Source organism: Trueperella sp. HMSC08H06, from assembly GCF_001808465.1.
Classification (GTDB): domain Bacteria; phylum Actinomycetota; class Actinomycetes; order Actinomycetales; family Actinomycetaceae; genus Trueperella; species Trueperella bernardiae.
Genome location: NZ_KV793367.1, coordinates 37,715 through 56,264, shown reverse-complemented (window position 1 = coordinate 56,264; position 18,550 = coordinate 37,715). Strand labels below are relative to the sequence as shown.

Below are 18,550 nucleotides of genomic sequence, written 5' to 3'. Positions count from 1 at the left end.
AAGCGTTACACCACACTAAGGGACGCAACCGCAGTTTTCCTACGAAATCTCATCGAATACAACGCGATTCGAAACCACTGGAGGAAGAATGTTTGTCAAGAAGTTTGGCGTAGCCGTTGCGGCTGGCCTGGCCGCCATGGCATGGTCGACGCCTGCGGCGTTCGCTGCGGATGCGGTCACGGATGCTGAGGCTGCGGTGAAGAGCGCGCAGCTTGATGTCGATTACTTCTGCGCTGCAGAGTCTGAGTACTACGACATGGCGAAGTGTGCGGATGCCGAGGATGCTCTCGCTGACGCGAAGGCAAAACTTGAGGCTGCTAAGGAAGCCGGGGCTGCTGATGTCGCCTCTCCGGTCCCGGACCAGACGAAGGCTGACCTCGAAGATGCGCAGCTCGATGCCCAGTACTTCTGCGCTGAGGGTACTGAGTACTACGACATGGTGAAGTGCGCTGACCTCACTGCACAGATCAAGGATCTTGAGAAGAAGGACGCCGAACTCGATGCCACTTGGTTCTGCGCTGAGGGCACTGAGTACTACGACATGGTGAAGTGCGCAGACGCGAAGGCGCGTCTCGGCGCTGGCTCTGGCGTCACCCCTGATGCCCCGGAGGTCACCCCCGATGCCCCGGAGGTCACCCCCGATGCCCCGAGTACTGCTCCCGACAATTCGCAGTCCGAAGCCAAGAAGCCTGCTGCTGATGCCACGAAGCCTGTTGCTGAGGCGAAGGCCCCCAAGGCTAAGGAGGCTAAGGGCACCCTTGCTAACACCGGTGCGAGCGTCGCCTCTCTTATGGGCGCGGCTGCTGCCATCGCTCTCGCGGGTGGCGTCATGGTCGCTCGCAAGCGCGCCTAAGTTTCATCTGAGCGGGTCGCTACCCGCTCTCTGAAGATGTGGCCCCGATTCCGAAGAATCGGGGCCACATGCCTTGCGGAAAGCCTTCGAGGTGGGTGTTCCGCAGGATACGAGACTTATAGGTCAGGTTGTGTTGGTTTTTGGGCTGTCTTTCGTTGCTACAAAGCCGAAAGGTGGGGGTTGGACTCGTTGTGACTTGAGTTCTTGGTTGGCCAGGTCGTGTTGGTTTTATCCCGGTTTTTGATTGATGTTCTGCGGTAAGGTCGGGGTTTGAATCGGCTTGGATTAGGGAATGGGAAATCCTCGATGCAAAATCTGTGGTGGCACGACGCAAAAATGAGGCTCAACTCGAGAAGGTAGGCCAAGGTTCCGCTGTGTTGCGTGTAGGGCAAGCCAGTCTCGGCGTAATGATATCCGTGCCCGGCATTTCAGTGCGTTCTTAGACTTCGTCACCGGCAAATACACCCTGGCCGATTACGGGCCCAAGGGACGCACCATACGACGGCATAACGAACCATTTTGGCATCTATGGCCAGTTTCTCCATTGGTTGACGAGGTTAACCATGTGGTCTTTGTTGACGGGATCTACCTGTTCCACAAGCTGGTGGTTCTTATTGCCTGCACCAAGACCCATGTTCTTGGCTGGTACGTGGCCAAGGGCGAGACCACGCGTGCCTGGCAAGCACTGATGTCTAGGAACGCGCCCCCAGATGTTGTCGTGTGTGATGGTGGGCAAGGCATCGCCAGTGCGGTGAAGACCACCTGGCCTACCACCCGGATCCAACGCTGTGTCTTTCACGCCTATAGCGCGGTCAAGCGTAAGACCACCACCCGGCCACGCACTCAGGCAGGTGTTGATCTCTACGGTCTTGCTCAGGCCTTGCTCGAGGTCACTACCTTTGACCAGGCAGTGGCATGGATGAGCAAACTCGCCACCTGGAACACCACCTACAAGGAATTCCTAGCCCAGCGCACCCGGCTACCAGACGGACGTTGGGTTGCCACCCATGCTCGGCTGATCCAGGCCAAGAACTCCCTCAATACGCTGGTCAAACAAGGCACGCTGTTTACCTACCTCGATCCCGCCCTTGACCTTGAAGGTGACCCCGTTGCCAGGACGTCGAACCTGATCGAGGGCGGGATTAATACCCAACTACGCTGCGTGCTACGAGCTCACCGTGGCATGAGTCTTGATCACCAGGTCAAGACCGTTTTGTGGTGGTGCTACCTGCACACCGAGTTCCCTGCCACCCCAGCACACATCCTTAAAACCACGATCACCGACCAACAAATCATTGACCAATTCGACAAGGCCAGCCACCGCGCCCAAGCACAAGCCGAGATCGACAGGTGGGGAACCGTAGCTAACTGGACCGACTTCTACCACAGCGGAACCTGGCACGAAACCTACTAAACCGAAACCAACATGTTTTGGCCTATAAGCCGCGTTATCGGCGTCGCGCACCAAGGTCCCGCCGGTCTGCCCGACAGAAGTCGTGAATATATTGGCTGCCGGTGGCCCTGGGGGCCTAGTGGGCCTCAGGTTCACGAGTTGTGTCGAGCGCAGCCGGTGCCGGGCAGGAATTGGGGTCGTCGGTGCGCGTTATCGGCGTTAGGCAGCCGGGTGCGGCCGCGCGGTTCCCGGCCGCGCGCCAGGGCATCTGCTGTACTAAACCGCAAGATGCGATACAAAATAACGGGAAATAAGTATCGCATCTTGCGGTTTAGTGCAGCGTTTGTGGACGCGGCGACCCCGGCAACCCGGCCTACGCCAGCCCGCGCCTCTCGAGCAGCGCCTCGGCGCGCGGGGCCCGCCCGCGGACGGCCACGAAGGACTCCATGGGGTCACGGGAGTTGCCGCGTGAGAGCAGTTCGGCGGCGAGCGTGCGCCCGGCGTCGCGGGTGAGGCCGCCGGCCTCCTGCTCCTTGAACCAGTTCTCCAGATCGGCAACCAACACTTCGGCCCACATGTACGAGTAGTAGCCGGCGTCGTAGCCGCCGCCGAAGGTGTGCGCGAAATATGCGGAGCGGTAGCGCGGGGGCACGAGCTCGTGGAAGATGTTCATCTGTCGCAGCGCGCGCTCCTCGAAGGCCTCGAACTCAGCCGCGTCATCCGGAACCTCGTCGGCACGCAGGCGGTGCCAGGCCTGGTCGAGGAGGGCGGCGGCGAGGAACTCGGTGGTGTCGAACGCCTGCCCGAAGGTGGCGGCCTTGGTCAGCGTGGCCGCCATTCGCTCGGGCATCGGCTCGCCCGTCTCGAAGTGACGCGCGTAGGAGGTCATGACCTGCGGGTGGTAGGCCCACATCTCGTTCAGCTGCGAGGGCAGCTCCACGAAGTCGCGCGGAACTTCGGTGCCGGCGAGCGAGCGGTAGCGCGTTAGGGACAGCATCCCGTGCAGGGCGTGGCCGAACTCGTGGAACACGGTGATGACGTTGTCCCAGCTCAGCAGGCACGGCTCGCCGGCGGCGGGCTCGGGGAAGTTGCAGTTGTTGAGGATGACGGGCTTGAGCCCATCGCGGCTCGAGCCGTCCACAGCCGAGTTCATCCACGCTCCGCCGGACTTGCCCTTGCGCCGGTAGAAGTCCGCCTGGAACAGGGCGATGCCCTCGCCGTCCTCGTCCAGCACCTCCCACGTCTTGCACGTGTCCACCCAGCCGGCGATGTCTGGGCGCGGCTTGAAGGTCAGCCCGTACAGCTTGCCGGCGGCGAAGAAGATGCCGTTTTCCACCACGTTGTTCAGCTCGAGGTAGGGCTTGAGCGCCTCGTCGTCGAGTCCGAGCTGTCCGCGCAGCTTCTCCTGGTAGTACGTGTAGTCGGCTGCGCCAAGCCCGACGCCGTCCGCCGCGGCCAGCTCCTCCAGCTTGGCTCGGTCGCGTTCCACGGCCGCTAGAGCCTTCGGCGCCACGGACCCGAGCAGGTCCACGATCGCCTGCGAATCCTTCGCCATCCCGGCGTCGGCCACGGCCTGCGCATGGTGCGGGTAGCCGAGCAGTTCGGCGCGCTCGGCACGGAGCCTGGTGATGTCCAGTACGAGCTGGCGCGTGTCGGACGAGGCGTGCCCGCCCAGGCCACGACTGAGCGAGGCCTCGAGCACCGCCACGCGTGCCTCTGGCTTGGTGAGCGCCACCTGCAGGGTCTGGTTGGTGAAGTTGTCGAGCGCGAAGCGGTACGTGCCGTCCTCCTGGCGGGCGCCGGCCAGCCGCGTGTCGTCGACGCCGTCCACGTCAGCCTCGCTCAGCACCGCGGCGTTGTCGTCCATCGCCTTGATGACGCGCTGGGAGAATTCGACCTCGAGGGCGGATAGGCGCGAGTCGAGGTCGCGGAGGCGGGTCTTGCCGGCGTCGTCGAGCGTGATGCCCGAGCGCGTGAACGCCTCGAGCTCCTCGGTGATGTAGCGCGCGGTTTCGGGGTCGAGGCCGGTGAGGTCGATGGCGGCGAAGCGGTTGTAGATGCGCTTGTCGAGGCGGAAGGCGTTCGCGTGCTCGGACAGCAGGGGGAGCACTTCGGTCTGGACGGCGTCGAGTTCGTCACCACCGATCGAGCTCATGAGCGTGTAGGCGGCGTTGAGGGCGAGCGCGAGCGGAAGACCGGCCTCCTCGAGTGCGTCTACGGTGTTGGCGGCAGTGGCCGGCTCGGGGTTCGTGGCGATGCGCTCCCACGCCTCGCGCTCGGTGGTCATGAGCTCGGTTAGCGCCGGCACGATGTGCTCGGGCGTGATGGCGGCCCAGTCGGGAACGCAGTAGGGGAGGGGGGATCGGGTAAGCAATGGATTCGTCATGGCTCGATTCTACGGGCGGGCCCGGGGTCTGCGCGAACGACGACGCCGCCGCGGCCCCACCGCTCATACGTGCTCTTTTGCCGCAATCGCTCCAAGCCCATATGCGGGCGTGTGCTGGTTTCGTTAGGGTACGGAAGTGTGGGCCGCCGCATCGGCGCGGGGTCAGGTCAAGGAGCTTGTCATGCTGTACGAAAAGGAACGCCAAGAAGTCGTTGATACCTGCCTGTTCATGGTGGAGGAAAACCTGGTGGTGGGAACCGCCGGCAACGTCTCGATCCGGATTGGGGACCATGTGGTTATCTCGCCCTCGGGCGTCGATTATGCGACCATGACGGCGAAGGACGTGGTGGTCTACGACATGGCGGGCAATCGCGTGGATGGCGATCTCAAGCCGTCCTCTGAGCTCCCGCTGCACATTGCTGTGTATGAGGCCACCGACGCCCAGGCGATCACTCACAACCACGCCTACGCCTCCACCGCGCTTGGCCTATTGGTGGACGAGATTCCGCCGTCGCACTACTACTCGGCGATGTTCGGGGGAGTGGTGCGGGTGGCGCCCTATGCGGCGTTCGGCACGGACGAGCTTGCCGACAACGTGGCCGCCGCACTGGACGGCCGCACGGGCGCCCTGATGAAGAACCACGGAGCGATCACGATCGGCCCGAGCCTGACCAAGGCCGTGAACCTCCTTCCGATCCTCGAATACATCTGCGAGATCCAGTTGCGGGCGATGTCCACGGGCGCGCCGATCGCACTGCTTGATGAGGAGCAGATGGCCGAAGCAGTGGTGGGCATGGCCAGCTACGGCAAGCAACCCGAACGAAAGTAGTCAATCCAAGAGCGAGCCTGCCAGCCCCGGCTGTTGATTCCAGCAGCCGGGGTTGCGCTTTTCTCAGTCGTTCATGTGCTCTGCACATATATTCAACAAGATCAAATGGTGGATTTATCATTCAACATTGTTGATACTGTTAATTAGCGCCGGTTGTCCCGGCCGGTCGGATTCAAAGAAGAATCAGGAGAACACAATGACCAAGTTGAACGCGGCCGATGGTCCGCTCGTTATCGCAGTTGACTCGTCCACGACCTCGTCGAAGGCCATCGTTGTCGATGTTGAAGGAAACGTCATCGCGCTCGGTAAGCGCGAAATCCCCCTTCGCACCCCGCACCAGGGATTCGGTGAGCACGATCCCGAGCACTGGTGGAGCTCCACGAACGCTGCTATCGCCGAGGCCGTGGCCTCGCTATCGATGGCCGACCGCGGTCGGATCGCCGCCATCGGCATCACCCACCAGCGCGAATCTTTCGCGCCCTTCACCGCTGACGGCACGCCCCTGCGTAACGGTATCCTGTGGCTCGACATCCGCGCGGCCGACCAGATCCAGAAGTACGGCACGCCCGAGATTCACCAGCTGTCGGGCAAGCCGGCCGACGTCACGCCCGCGATCTACAAGATGGCCTGGGTCAAGGAGCACGAGCCGGAACTGTGGGCGAGTGCTGACAAGATCGTGGACGTCCACGGCTACCTCGTCTACTGCCTGACCGGCGAGTGGAAGTCCTCGGTCACCTCGGCCGACTCCCTCGGCCTGTTCGACATTGAAAAGCTCGACTTCTCCGACAAGCTCATGGACATCGCCGGCGTCACCCGAGATCAGATGGCCACCCTCCACAAGCCCGGCGAGGTCATCGGCTACGTCAAGAAGGACATCCGCGAGTTCTGGGGCCTGTTCCAGGAAGTGCCCGTCATCTCGGGCCTGGGCGATGGCCAGGCGGCCGGCGTCGGCGCGGCGGCAGTGGACCCGGACGTGGCCTACCTCAACATGGGCACCGCGGTAAACGCGGGCGTGACCGCCACCGACTACCAGTACGGCCAGGTTTTCCGCACGCTCGCCGGCGGCATCCCGGACACCTACGTGCTTGAGGTTCTCCAGTCCTCCGGCGCGTTCCTCGCCACCTGGTTCCGCAAGCAGTTCGGCAACCCCGCCCTCAACGGCGGCCCGGACCCGGAGCTGGAGGCGGCGGCAGCGGCCCGCCCCGTGGGTTCTGGCGGCCTCGTCACCCTGCCCTACTGGAACGCCGTGCAAAGCCCCTACTGGGAGCCGATCGCCCGCGGCGCTGTGGTCGGCTGGCGCGGCACGCACGGGCGTGGCTCGATGTACCGCTCGTTGCTCGAGGCGATCGCCATGGAGATGGCGCGCTCGCTCAACGCTCTGCAGGAGGCCACCGGCACCAAGCTCACCACCGTGCGCGCGATGGGAGGCGGCATCCGCTCCCAGCTGTGGCGCCAGATCATGACCGATGCGATCGGCCTGCCGATGACAGCCTGCAAGGAAGACGAAATCTCCGCGCTCGGCGCCGGCATCGTGGCCATGTCCGCCACCGGCGTCTTTGGCGACAACTCGATCGCCACGGCCGCCAAGCACATGGCCCAGTTCACCGACTCCACCGAGCCGAATGAGGAAAACCACAAGATCTACGCCGAACTCGCTGACATCCAGGGCCGCCTGTACGCGGACCTGAAGGAGACCAACGATCAGCTCCACGAGTTCGCGCGCCGCTACCCGGACGCCGAAGTGTCCAACGAAGAAGAGTAGGAAGGAAACTGTCATGCCATCCATTGCAATCCTCGGTGCTGGAGCCATGGGCTCCGGACTCGCCAACGCGCTCGTGCGCGCGGGCTGGGAGGTGAACCTGTGGGGGACCTGGCTTGATGACCACCTCATCGACGCGATCGAGGCCGGCAAGCCGCACCCGCGCATCGACGTCGTGATCTCCGACAAGGTCAGCACCTTCCGCTCAGGCGACCTGAACATGGCGATGGCCGGGGTCGACGTCGTCGTCATGTCGGTCGCGTCCGTTGGCGTGCCGAAGGTGGCCGAGCTTGCCTTCGAGGGCATCTCGAAGGCCAAGGCGCTGTGGCTGACCACGAAGGGCTTCCTGCCTGCCGAGGACGGCACGATTGAGCTCCTGCCCGTCGGGCTCCGTCGCATGGCACAGAACGCCGGGGTCACGCTGCCGCCGATCGTGGCGATCGCCGGCCCGGTCAAGGCCAACGAGTGCGCGGCGAACGAGCCCACGGCCACGATCTTCGGGTGCCGGGACTACGACGTCGCCGTCAAGTACGCCCGCGAGGCACGCTCCGACCACTACGCGATCGAGGCCTCGGACGACGAGGTCGGCGTGGAGCTGTGTGCCCCGATGAAGAACGTCTACGCCATCATGCTCGGCATCGCCGATGGCCTGGAGGAAAAGAGCGGTCACCCGCACCACAACCTCAAGGCAGCGACCTTCGCCCAGGCGGTGCGCGAGATGTCGATCCTGTCCGTGGCGCTCGGCGCGAAGGAGGCCACCGCCTACGGCCTGCCCGGCGTGGGCGACCTCGAGGTGACCGGCCTGTCCGGGCGCAACAAGGTCTACGGCGTGCGCATCGGCCGCGGCGAAGGCGCGAAGGTAGCGCTCAAGACTATGGAGGAGCTCGAGCAGACAGTCGAGGGCGTTCCCGCTATCCCGCTCGCTATCAGGCTCGTGGAGCAGACCGGCGGCGTCAAAGACCGCCTGCCGCTCCTGTACGCGGCCGAGCAGATCGTCTACGGCGACGATCCGGACTACGCCAACATTTTAGCTCGGGCCGTGCTCCCCGCACGCCCGTAACAAGGAGAAAATATGCGCGCATACATGTTTTACGGACCCGGCGATCTTCGACTCGAAGACATCGAACCGGGCACACCTGGGCCCGGCGAAGTCGCCGTCGAGGTTAAGGCCGCCGCGACCTGCGGCACCGATCTCAAGTCCTACCGACGCGGCCACCCCACTCTTTTCCCGACGCTACCGGCGAGGTTCGGCCACGAGTTCGCCGGCGTCGTGACTGAGGTGGGGGAGGGCGTGACCGACTTCGCCCCAGGCGACCGCGTGGTCGCCGCCAACACCGCACCGTGCGGGCACTGCTGGGCCTGCTCGATCGGGCGCGAATCGCTGTGCGAGAACCTTGAGTACCTCAACGGCGCGTTCGCTGAGCAGATCGTCATCCCGAAGGCGATCGTAGAGCGCAACACCTACAAGATTCCAGACACGCTCTCCTTCGAGGCTGCCGCCCCGCTCGAGCCGCTCTCGACCGTGGTGCACGGCATCTCCGAGTCCGGCATCAAGCTGGGCGACACGGTGGTGGTCAACGGCGCCGGCCCGATCGGTCAGATGTTCATCAAGCTCGCCCAACTGCGCGGCGCCAGCGTGATCGCCGCCGACCGCTCCGAGGGTCGACTCGCGCAAGCCGAGGCCGCCGGTGCTCGCACCGTCAACCTCACCGGCCTGGAAACCCCGGAGGAGTGCGCCGCGAAGATCACGAAGCTCACCCCCAGTGGGCGGGGTGCAGACGTCGCTGTCGAGGCCGTGGGCCTGCCCCAGGTGTGGGAGCAGACTGTGCACTGCCTGCGCCCAGGCGGCACCGCCGTACTGTTCGGTGGCACGCCGAAGGGTGCGCCGTTCTCGGTGAATTCCTCGGACATGCACTACAAGGAGTACACGCTCAAGGGCGTCTACCACCACCAACCGCGCTACGTGAAGATCGCGGTCGAGCTGCTGTCCACCGGCAAGTTCGACGGCATGTCGCTGTGTAGCGAGGTGCGCCCGCTCGAGGCGCTCGTGGAATCGCTGGAGGACATGGCCCAGGGCAAGGGATCGAAGTACATTCTTCGCCCCTAAATCCTGCGGTTGGGACCCTTCGGCGCCAGCGCCGGCAGGCTGAACGCCTTGCCGGTTGGCGACAAGGTGTGCTGGGAGGCCTCTCCCGGCACACCTTTCGTCGTCGTGCCCCGGCGGGGATACTATAGTGACACGTCTTGGTCGGCCGATACGAAGGATATGGTCGTGGCTCAGCTCAGTAAGAACGAACGCCAGCAGCTGCTCGCCGAGCACGTGCTCAACGTCGGCACGGTTCGCATTGAGGACCTGCTGAAGCTGGTGGACGCCTCCTCGATGACGATCTATCGCGACCTATCCGAGCTGGAGAATGACCGCGTGATTGTCCGCTCGCGCGGTGAAGTGACCGCGGTCGCCACGTCGCTCAGCGAAACCTCGATGAAGTACCGCCTCACCCAGGAGGAAGAGGCGAAGGACATGCTGGCGTGCGAGTTCAAGGAGTACATCACCCGCGGCGCCTCGATCATCTGCGACGATTCCTCCACCGTGTTTTCCATCCTCAAGCAGTTCACCGACGTGGGCGGGCTTACCGTCATTACGAACAACTGGTCGATCATCCAGCTCGCGGGCTCCGTGCCCGACTGGGAGCTCGTCACCCTCGGCGGGCGCTACGACCGCCACCTGGACGCCAACTACGGCCCCGAGGGCATGAAGGCCCTCCAACAGATGCACGCCGACCACGCCTTTATCTCCGCCGCGGCCATCACGGACGGCGTGGTCTACCACCCCTACCCGGAGGTCGCCGCTTACAAGGCCCTCATGCTCACCTCCGCTGCCCAGTCCCACCTGGCGGTCACGGCCTCCAAGTTCGAACGCAAGGCGCTCTACCGGGTGGCCGACACCGCCGAGTTCGACAGCGTCGTGGTCACCTCTGACACGCCCGACGACGTCGTGGCGCAGCTTCGCGAGCGCGGCGCGGCGGTCCGCTTGGCGGGTTCGACGACGCCGTAGCCCGCTAGTCCACCTTCGGGCGGACCACCGCCGTTCCCGGCTTGCCATAATAGGTCTATGGGTGCGATTCTCGATTTCTTGCTCGACGTTTTCTTCACCGACGATGTCGTCGAAGGCCTGTTCCAGCGCTTCCGCCGAGCCAAGCCCGCCAAGGGCCCCAAGAAGATCGGCGCCTACGATGATGGCGCGGGCTCCCTCATCACCGGCCAGATCGTCGAGGCACGGCTCAAGGGTCACGGCAAGACGAAGGCGCTTGTCCTCGACCCGCACGCCGTCTCACTGGTTGCACTCACCGACCACCCCGGGCCTGGCGCCTTCGAACTCGCCTCCCTCGCCGCCACCAAGGTGGGCCGACTCTACGCCCTGCCCTCCGTGGTCTACAAGGCCTCCGATTCCATGTGCAAGCCCATCCGCGGCCAAAAGCGCCTGCCGAAGGCCGACTTCGAGCGCGTAGTCGAGCTCATCCCCAACTGATCGCGGCTTCACGACGCCGGCCAGACAGGTGCGCGGCTAGCCGATGGTGACCGGCGCGGAGTCGCGCGAGTGTCCGATCTCAGGCGCGTGCCAGACGTCCAGGCCTGTGATCTCGCGCAGGGTGTCGGCGAGGATACCGCGCTGGCCGACCGCGTCGATGTCCGTGAACTGGCCCAGGATCAGGCCCTCGGCCCCGCGGAACAGTCCGAGCTGGCGTAGCTGTTCGGTGTAGGTGGTAACGGCCTCGAGGGTGGTCGCCATGCCCTCGAGCAGGGCAAGATGCCCGGTGGCCCGAGGCCACCAGCGCGTGCCGCCCAGCTTGGCCAGGCAGCGTACGTTGCCGCCGATGATCGGCAGGTCGGGCAGCTCGCGATCGCATGCCGGGCGAATGTGCTTGCGCGCGAGGATCGCAGGCACGTCGTCAGCCCCGCGCTTCAGCGCTGTCCACGGGTTCCACAGCGTGGCCGTCCGACCCGGTCCCAACCTGCCCGCGCCAGAGCCGGCAACGACCAGCGCGTTGACCACCACGCTCACGTCCGAGTAGCCGGCAAACGGCTTGGGGTTGGCGCTCACCACGTCCCAGTCCACCCATTCGAGCACCTCGTTGGCCAGGTCCCCGCCGGTTATGTCGAAGATGGCGTGGACAGCACTGTCGGCGAAAAGCTCGGTGAGCAACTCGGCACGCACGCGCGGGTTGATGCGCCACACGCGCGAGCCCCCGCCCGAGCCCCCAGAACCGCCACTAACCCGCTGCTCGTGCCCGGCGAAACGCTCCACGAACCGCGTATCCACGCGATACCCCGCGCCCTCAAAGACTCCGACGAGTTCGGCCAGCTTCTCCTCCCGCCCCGCAACGGGGTTCGAGCAGGCGGCAAGGCCGATGGTCGCCATCAGGACAGGGCCTCGATCAGTGGCTTGGCCACGTCGGACCACCGCCATTTCTCATCCACCCAGCGCTTGCCGGCCGCGCCCATGGCGGCGGAGCGCTCGCGGTCTTCGAGCAGGTAGTCGAGGGCGGCCACGATCGCGTGCACTGACCGGCCGTTGACCACCAGGCCTGTTTTCCCGTCTTGGACCGCCTCGGGCGCCCCGCCCGAATCCCCGGCCACCACAGGCAGCCCGGCCGCGTAGGCCTCCAGATACACGATGCCGAGCCCCTCGATGTCGAGCCCTGCCCCGCGCGTGCGGCACGGCATGGCGAACACGTCGCCCAGCGAATAGTGCGCCACGAGCTCCGAATACTGCACCTCGCCCGTGAACACGATCGAGGCTGACACGGGGGAGTCCGCCGCCATCTGCCGCAGTTTCTCCCCGTACGGTCCCTTGCCCACGATCACCAGCTTCGCCTCCGGGTGGCGCGCCATCACCTCCGGCCAGGCGGCGATGAGGCGGTCTTGCCCCTTGCGCTCCACAAGACGCGAGATGCACACGACGACGGGCGCCTCGCCCAGCCCGTAGCGCTCGCGCAGCTCGCGGCGGGCGCCGGCGTTGAAGGCGAACAGCTCGGGGTCGATCGCGCCGTGGAGCTGCATGATGTCCGTGTCGCCCATGAAGGGCTTGAGCCGGGCGAGCGTGGCCTCGGTCAGGTAGGTGACTAGGTCGGCGTCGTGAAACACCTTGCGCAGGATCTGGCGGGCACCCGGCAGCATCGACCAGCCGATCTCGTGGCCGTGCGTGGTGGAAATGACGCGGTCGGCGCCGGCGGCGTGAGCGGCCTTTGCCATGACCCCGAGCGGTGCGGCGGCCCCGAACCACACGTTTTTCACGTCGTGATCGCGGATGAGCTGCTGCATCTTCCGGCGCACGGTGGGCGTGGGCAACATCATCGTGCCGGGGTAGCGCACGACGTCGAACGGCTGGCCTGCGTCGTAGTCCGCGGCGAGCGTCACGCCCGACACCCCGTCCACGTCCGGGGGAGTGGAGGCGTAGACGATGAGCTGGTCGGGGTCGAGTTGGCCGACGAAGCCCTCGAGGAAGGTCTGGATGCCGCCGGCGCGCGGCGGGAAATCATTGGTGACGAGGAGTGTCTTGCGCATGGTTAGAACTCGGAGCGCTTGAGCACCTCGGTGAGGCGGTTCGCGGCGGTGACGACGGCGGCCGCGTGGTGGCGCCCGGGCTGGCGGCCCATGCGCTCCACGGGCCCGGAGATGGACACGGCGGCGATCACGCGCCCCGACGGCCCGCGCACGGGCGCCGATATCGAGGCGACCCCCGGCTCGCGCTCGCCGATGGACTGGGCCCAGCCGCGGCGTCGGACGGCGGAAAGGATGGTGGCGGTGAACTCGGCGCCGTGAAGGCCGCGGTGGAGCTTGTCGGGTTCCTCCCAGGCAAGCAGTACCTGTGCGCCGGAGCCGGCGAGCATGGACAGGGTGGCGCCCACGGGGATGGAATCGCGCAGGCCCATCGAGCGGTCGGCGGCTGCCACGCACACGCGCACGTCGTTCTGGCGGCGGTAGAGCTGGGCGGATTCGCCCGTGTGGTCGCGCAGCGCGGTGAGCACGGGGTTTGCGGCGGCGAGCAGGCGGTCCTCGCCAGCGGCCGAGGCGAGCTCGGACAGGCGCAGGCCGAGGGTGAAGCGCCCCTGCATGTCGCGCGCGACGAAGCGATGATATTCTAGAGCCACGGCGAGCCGATGGGCTGTGGGGCGTGCGAGGTGCGTTGCTTGCACCAGCTGAGCCAAGGTCAGTGGGCCCGATTCGAGAGCGTTCAGTACGAGCGTGGCCTTGTCAAGAACGCCGACGCCGCTTCCGTTTTCCTTGTCCATGCAATGATCCTCCCATCTCACAAGATGAGATGCAAGTGATCGATGGTCCTATGCCCCTAAAGTGAAGGCATGAGCGGAACTTTGGCTGAAAAGGTGTGGCACGACCACATCGTCAAGCGCGGGGAGAACGGCGCCCCGGACCTGTTGTACATCGACCTCCAGCTGTGCCACGAGGTTACGAGCCCCCAGGCCTTCGAGGGCCTACGCCTGGCGGGGAGGAAGGTGCGCCGGCCCGATCTGACGATCGCAACCGAGGACCACAACACCCCCACCCTCGACATCGACCTGCCAATCGCCGACCCCACCTCGCGCACGCAGATCGACACGTTGCGCAAGAACGCCGAAGAGTTCGGCATCCGCCTCCATTCGCTGGGCGACGCCGACCAGGGCATCGTTCACGTGGTCGGCCCGCAGCTGGGCATCACGCAGCCGGGCATGACGATCGTCTGCGGCGATTCGCACACCTCCACGCACGGCGCGTTCGGCGCGCTCGCGTTCGGCATCGGCACCTCGCAGGTGGAGCATGTGCTCGCCACCCAGACCCTGCCCGTGGCGCCGTTTAAGACGATGGCGATCAACGTGCGTGGCGCTCTCAAGCCCGGCACTACCGCCAAGGACATCATCCTTGCCATCATTGCCAAGATCGGCACCAACGGGGGTGCCGGCTACGTGCTCGAGTATCGTGGCGAGGCGATCCGCGCGCTGTCGATGGAGGCACGCATGACGATCTGCAACATGTCGATCGAGGCCGGCGCCCGCGCGGGCATGATCGCCCCCGACGACACGACGTTCGCCTACATTAAGGGCCGTCCGCACGCCCCCGAGGGCGGGGAATGGGAGGCCGCGCTCGCCTACTGGCGCACGCTCAAGTCCGACGACGACGCCGTCTTCGACGCCGAGGTGGATCTGGACGCCGACGACCTCGAACCCTACGTCACCTGGGGCACCAACCCCGGTCAGGGCGTGCCGATCTCGGCCACCGTGCCCGACCCGGCCGACATGGCCGACGAAACCCAGCGCACCGCCGCCGAACGCGCCCTCGAGTACATGGACCTCGAGCCGGGCAAGCCAATCCGCGACATCGCCGTGGACACGGTCTTCATCGGCTCGTGCACCAACGGCCGCATCGAGGATCTGCGGGCCGTGGCCGGCGTGATCGAGGGCAAGAAGAAGCACGACGACGTCCGCGTGCTTGTGGTTCCCGGCTCGGCGCGCGTCCGGCTCCAGGCGGAGCAGGAGGGCTTGGATAAGGTCTTCCTCGACTTTGGTGCCGAGTGGCGTAATGCCGGGTGCTCGATGTGCCTGGGCATGAACCCCGACCAGCTGGCGCCAGGCGAGCGAGCGGCGTCGACGTCGAACCGAAACTTTGAAGGCCGCCAGGGCAAGGGTGGGCGCACCCACCTGGTCTCACCGCTGGTGGCGGCCGCCACGGCTATCGCGGGGCACTTCGCCACGCCGGCAGACCTCATGGAAGCGGGGAAGTAAATGGACAAGTTCATCACGCACACGGGCGTGGGGGTGCCACTGCGCCGCTCGAACGTGGACACCGATCAGATCATCCCGGCGGTCTTCCTCAAGCGCGTGGCACGCACGGGCTTCGACGACGCCCTGTTCTATGCCTGGCGCAAGGACCCGAAGTTCGTGCTCAACCAGGATTCCTACAAGCGCGGCTCGGTGCTCGTGGCCGGCCCGGACTTTGGCACGGGTTCCTCGCGCGAGCACGCGGTATGGGCGCTGAAGGACTACGGATTCAGGGCCGTCCTCGCCCCGCGCTTTGCGGACATCTTCCGCGGGAACGCGGGCAAGCAGGGGTTAGTGGCCGGTGTCGTGGGCCAGGAAGACATCGAGCAGCTGTGGAAGATCCTCGAAACCGAGCCGGGCACGGAGGTGACGGTTGACCTGGAGAACCGTCAGGTCATCGCCGGAGGCTTCACCTGCCGCTTCGACATCGACGACTACACGCGCTGGACGCTCATGGAGGGACTGGACGACATCGGGCTCACCCTGCGCGATGAAGAGCTCATCACGGCCTACGAGGCGAATCGCCCCAGCTGGAAGCCGCGGACGCTTCCTGCCAAGACCGAGGCCAAGTTTGAGGTCAAGGCTGCTCGGCCCGTGGGCGGGGACGCGCCGATCGCGTAGATGGGGCGCGTTGCCGGCTGCCGCTCAGTGGGAGGGCGCCCGCCGAGTCGGACTAGGGTCGGCCAGCCGGGCTAGTCGGTGTCGAGGTCGCCGAAGTGTTTGTCTCCGATGAACTCGCGCGGGATGCGGTCGGCGCCGTCGACGTGCTGGAGAATCCGCGGGTCGATCGGCACGCCCCGGCGCAGTACCGAAAAATGCCCGTTGGGTTCAAGGACGACGGCGGCGATTTCGTCATCGTTACGCACGCCGGCCTGGCGCAGCGCCATCCACAGCTCGGCCTCGGTGACGCGCGCGTGGCGCAGGGCGTCGGGGAAGATGTTGGTGCGTGCCATGACCACGATGGGCGGGGTGTTGATCAGGAGGTCTCCGTGCGGGTTGTGCCGTATGCGGCCCAGGATCGAGCGCATGATGAACAGCGTGACCAGCGCGATCGCGCCGCCTGCCAGGGTGGGGGTGTGGCCGAGCGTGGAGCGGCCGGCGATCGCGCCGAGGATAATGATCGCCACCATGTCGTGCGTGGCCAGGCGCGCGCTCATCCGCTGGCCGATCACGCGCAAGATGAGCAACAGCAGCGCATACATCGCCACCGTGCCCACCACCACCGCGAGCGCTTGGAGCCAGGTGATGCCGAGTAGGTCGCCGAATGTCAGGGTGTTGATCTCCATGCACCTATCATCACACCAACACGGGCCACGCACAGCTTTCCTCGGCCGGCGGACTCCCCGTGGACGTTAGATCACAGGAATTGTCGGTGGCAGTGGCTAAGATGGCACCAGTTATGGAAGGACAGTGATGGCTGGAGTGTTGAGCGTCCAAGGCGGGCATCCGCTGCGCGGTGAGATCCGCGTGCGTGGAGCGAAGAACCTCGTGTCGAAGGCGATGGTGGCGGCGCTACTCACGGAGGAGACGTCCGTGTTGCGTAACGTGCCGCTGATTCGCGACGTCGACGTGGTCTCGGAGCTATTGCGCCTGCACGGCGCGAAGGTCGATTATGACCAGGCGGAGGGCGTCCTCACCATCACCCCGGGCCGGCTGCACTTGCCGGACCCGGCGAAGGTGGACGAGCTGGCCGGCTCCTCCCGCATCCCGATCCTCTTCTGCGGCCCGCTCTTGCACCGGCTGGGGGAGGCCTTCATCCCGGACCTGGGCGGTTGCCATATCGGTGATCGGCCGGTGGACTTCCACCTCAAGGTGCTCGAGGACTTCGGCGCCACGCGTGACGCCCAGGAGCTCGGCCTCCACCTCGTGGCCCCCTCCGGCCTCAAGGCGCGCAAGGTCCACCTGCCCTACCCGTCCGTGGGTGCCACCGAGCAGACCCTGCTGGCGGCCGTGCGGGCGCGCGGCATCACCGAGCTGCGCGGCGCGGCCGTGGAACCCGAGATCATGGACCTCATCGCGATCTTGCAAAAGATGGGCGCGCTCATCACAGTGGACACCGATCGCACCATCCACATCGAGGGCGTGGAGGAGCTCCACGGTTACACCCACACCGCGCTACCAGACCGGATCGAGGCGGGTTCGTGGGCGTGTGCGGCGCTGGCCACCGGCGGCGACATCACCGTGCGCGGGGCCGAGCAGGAATCGATGATGAACTTCCTCAATGTCTTCCGCAAGGTGGGCGGCAAGTTCGACGTGCTCGACGACGGGATCCGCTTCTGGCACCCCGGCACGCCACTCAAATCCATTCCGCTTGAGACCGACGTGCACCCCGGTTTTATGACCGACTGGCAGCAGCCCATGGTCGTGGCCCTCACCCAAGCCGAAGGCGTGTCGATCGTCCACGAAACCGTGTACGAAAACCGCTTCGGATTCACCAAGGCGCTCAACCAGATGGGCGCGAAGATCCAGGTCTACCGCGAGTGCCTGGGCTCCAAGGGGTGCCGGTTCGGCCAGGAGAACTACTACCACTCCGCCGTCATTCAGGGCCCCACCAAGCTCCACGCCGCGGACATTGAGGTGCCGGACCTGCGCGGAGGCTTCTCCCATCTCATCGCCGCCCTCGCGGCCGAGGGCGAATCGCACGTGGTGGGCATCGACATCATCAACCGCGGGTACGAGCACTTCATGCGCAAACTGGCGGCCGTGGGCGCCGTCGTTGAGCGGGTCGCCTAGCTGTACTAGCCCGACGACGCCCGCGCGGCTCTATGCCGTCCGCGGGTCGTTGCTACCTATTTTTAGAGTCGCCGCTCGTTGCCGCTTACTCGTCGGCTCGGCGGTTCACTGCCGCCTACTCGTCGAAGTAGACGCGCAGCACGGCGTCGGTGCCGCCGTCGGCATTGGGCTGGCTGGTGACCTCGATGGAGTAGGGCAGGCGTGCCTCGGCGCCAATGGTCACGGTGTGTTGTCCTTCGAACGGGCCGGCAACTGCGAGCCGGGTCATGCCCGTGGTCTCGGTCTGGCTGAGGGTGAAGGCGGACGTGTCATACTCGTCCGGTTCGGGCAGGCGTAGGCCAGCCACGTGGATCTGCAGCACGTTGTCGGAGTGGACGTCGATCGGCAGGCCCGAGCCCTCCTCGACGGCCTGGTCCGCCCAGCCGTCCGTGTACCAGCTCAGTTCGCCCGTGCCGTCCCACGTGTAGATGATGTCCACGTAGTTGTAGCCATAGTTGACGGCGTAGGGCAGGGCCTGGGCCGAAATGTCCGGCCAGTTCTCGGACTGGGAGGCCTTGTTTTCCGGGGAGTAGGGCACCGACGGTTCGGCGCTGGGGAGCGCGGGCTGCTCGGGCTCGGTCTCGGTTTGCGTTGGCTCCTCGGTCGACTCGGGAGTTGCGGTCTTGGTGGCCGACGGGGTCGGCGTCGTTGGCGCGGGAGTGGTGTCGGACGCGCCTGGATCCTGCGTACATGCGGCAAGCGCCAACACGGCGGCCGCGGCAAAAAGGTGTGTCTTCACGTTTC

At 65.6% G+C, this 18,550-nt stretch carries 16 protein-coding genes and 1 pseudogene; 11 read left to right on the top strand and 6 right to left on the bottom strand.

Translation table 11 applies throughout. From position 1 onward, the window contains the following. Window positions 1–88: 88 nt before the first annotated feature. Window positions 89–853, top strand: coding sequence for a hypothetical protein (locus HMPREF3174_RS07820; RefSeq protein WP_070448329.1), 765 nt, complete (start codon window positions 89–91; stop codon window positions 851–853). 292 nt (window positions 854–1,145) lie between these two features. Next, window positions 1,146–2,267: pseudogene (locus HMPREF3174_RS07815) on the top strand (IS1249 family transposase). A 352-nt stretch (window positions 2,268–2,619) separates the two neighbouring features. Here the strand turns inward: HMPREF3174_RS07815 and HMPREF3174_RS07810 are convergent. Continuing rightward, window positions 2,620–4,632, bottom strand: a complete 2,013-nt coding sequence (locus HMPREF3174_RS07810; RefSeq protein WP_062613709.1) for a M3 family metallopeptidase — start codon at window positions 4,630–4,632, stop codon at window positions 2,620–2,622. 181 nt (window positions 4,633–4,813) lie between these two features. Here HMPREF3174_RS07810 and HMPREF3174_RS07805 point away from each other — a divergent pair, with 181 nt between their 5' ends. The 6 genes from HMPREF3174_RS07805 to HMPREF3174_RS07780 all read left to right on the top strand — a co-directional run bounded on the left by HMPREF3174_RS07805 (window position 4,814) and on the right by HMPREF3174_RS07780 (window position 10,749). Then, a complete protein-coding gene (locus HMPREF3174_RS07805) occupies window positions 4,814–5,461 on the top strand; it encodes a class II aldolase/adducin family protein (protein WP_062613710.1) in 648 nt (215 codons plus the stop codon). 196 nt (window positions 5,462–5,657) lie between these two features. Beyond that, window positions 5,658–7,223 (top strand): xylulokinase, encoded by a 1,566-nt coding sequence (locus HMPREF3174_RS07800; RefSeq protein ID WP_062613711.1) that lies wholly within the window; start codon window positions 5,658–5,660, stop codon window positions 7,221–7,223. A 13-nt stretch (window positions 7,224–7,236) separates the two neighbouring features. Beyond that, on the top strand, window positions 7,237–8,280 hold the full coding sequence (locus HMPREF3174_RS07795) for an NAD(P)H-dependent glycerol-3-phosphate dehydrogenase (RefSeq protein ID WP_062613712.1): 1,044 nt from the start codon (window positions 7,237–7,239) through the stop codon (window positions 8,278–8,280). A gap of 12 nt (window positions 8,281–8,292) precedes the next feature. Next, complete coding sequence (locus HMPREF3174_RS07790; protein ID WP_062613713.1) at window positions 8,293–9,327, top strand: zinc-dependent alcohol dehydrogenase; 1,035 nt, start codon at window positions 8,293–8,295, stop codon at window positions 9,325–9,327. 165 nt (window positions 9,328–9,492) lie between these two features. After that, window positions 9,493–10,275: a DeoR/GlpR family DNA-binding transcription regulator gene (locus HMPREF3174_RS07785; RefSeq protein WP_160326875.1), complete on the top strand. Its 783-nt coding sequence runs from the start codon at window positions 9,493–9,495 to the stop codon at window positions 10,273–10,275. Window positions 10,276–10,332: 57 nt separating this feature from the next. Next, window positions 10,333–10,749 (top strand): hypothetical protein, encoded by a 417-nt coding sequence (locus HMPREF3174_RS07780; protein ID WP_062613715.1) that lies wholly within the window; start codon window positions 10,333–10,335, stop codon window positions 10,747–10,749. Window positions 10,750–10,785: 36 nt separating this feature from the next. Here HMPREF3174_RS07780 and HMPREF3174_RS07775 read toward each other — a convergent pair whose 3' ends face one another. From HMPREF3174_RS07775 to HMPREF3174_RS07765, 3 genes are read right to left on the bottom strand one after another with little or no spacing between them, the layout of a single operon-like run. Next, window positions 10,786–11,640, bottom strand: coding sequence for an LD-carboxypeptidase (locus HMPREF3174_RS07775; RefSeq protein ID WP_062613716.1), 855 nt, complete (start codon window positions 11,638–11,640; stop codon window positions 10,786–10,788). Further along, window positions 11,640–12,785, bottom strand: coding sequence for a glycosyltransferase family 4 protein (locus tag HMPREF3174_RS07770; RefSeq protein ID WP_062613717.1), 1,146 nt, complete (start codon window positions 12,783–12,785; stop codon window positions 11,640–11,642). Before HMPREF3174_RS07770 ends, HMPREF3174_RS07775 begins: the two co-directional genes overlap by 1 nt. Before the next feature lie 2 nt (window positions 12,786–12,787). Further along, window positions 12,788–13,513 carry an IclR family transcriptional regulator gene (locus HMPREF3174_RS07765; protein WP_062613718.1) on the bottom strand — a complete coding sequence of 242 codons (726 nt, stop codon included), beginning with the start codon at window positions 13,511–13,513 and terminating at the stop codon, window positions 12,788–12,790. 69 nt (window positions 13,514–13,582) lie between these two features. Here HMPREF3174_RS07765 and leuC point away from each other — a divergent pair, with 69 nt between their 5' ends. Next, on the top strand, window positions 13,583–14,998 hold the full coding sequence (gene leuC / locus HMPREF3174_RS07760; protein ID WP_062613719.1) for a 3-isopropylmalate dehydratase large subunit: 1,416 nt from the start codon (window positions 13,583–13,585) through the stop codon (window positions 14,996–14,998). Further along, on the top strand, window positions 14,999–15,655 hold the full coding sequence (gene leuD / locus HMPREF3174_RS07755; RefSeq protein ID WP_062613720.1) for a 3-isopropylmalate dehydratase small subunit: 657 nt from the start codon (window positions 14,999–15,001) through the stop codon (window positions 15,653–15,655). A gap of 71 nt (window positions 15,656–15,726) precedes the next feature. Here leuD and HMPREF3174_RS07750 read toward each other — a convergent pair whose 3' ends face one another. Next, on the bottom strand, window positions 15,727–16,320 hold the full coding sequence (locus HMPREF3174_RS07750) for a DUF421 domain-containing protein (RefSeq protein WP_062613721.1): 594 nt from the start codon (window positions 16,318–16,320) through the stop codon (window positions 15,727–15,729). A 127-nt stretch (window positions 16,321–16,447) separates the two neighbouring features. Here HMPREF3174_RS07750 and murA point away from each other — a divergent pair, with 127 nt between their 5' ends. After that, window positions 16,448–17,767, top strand: a complete 1,320-nt coding sequence (gene murA, locus HMPREF3174_RS07745) for a UDP-N-acetylglucosamine 1-carboxyvinyltransferase (RefSeq protein ID WP_179853725.1) — start codon at window positions 16,448–16,450, stop codon at window positions 17,765–17,767. A 115-nt stretch (window positions 17,768–17,882) separates the two neighbouring features. Here the strand turns inward: murA and HMPREF3174_RS07740 are convergent, their stop codons facing one another. Beyond that, window positions 17,883–18,545, bottom strand: a complete 663-nt coding sequence (locus tag HMPREF3174_RS07740) for an AMIN-like domain-containing (lipo)protein (RefSeq protein ID WP_070448327.1) — start codon at window positions 18,543–18,545, stop codon at window positions 17,883–17,885. Between the last annotated feature and the right edge of the window lie 5 nt (window positions 18,546–18,550).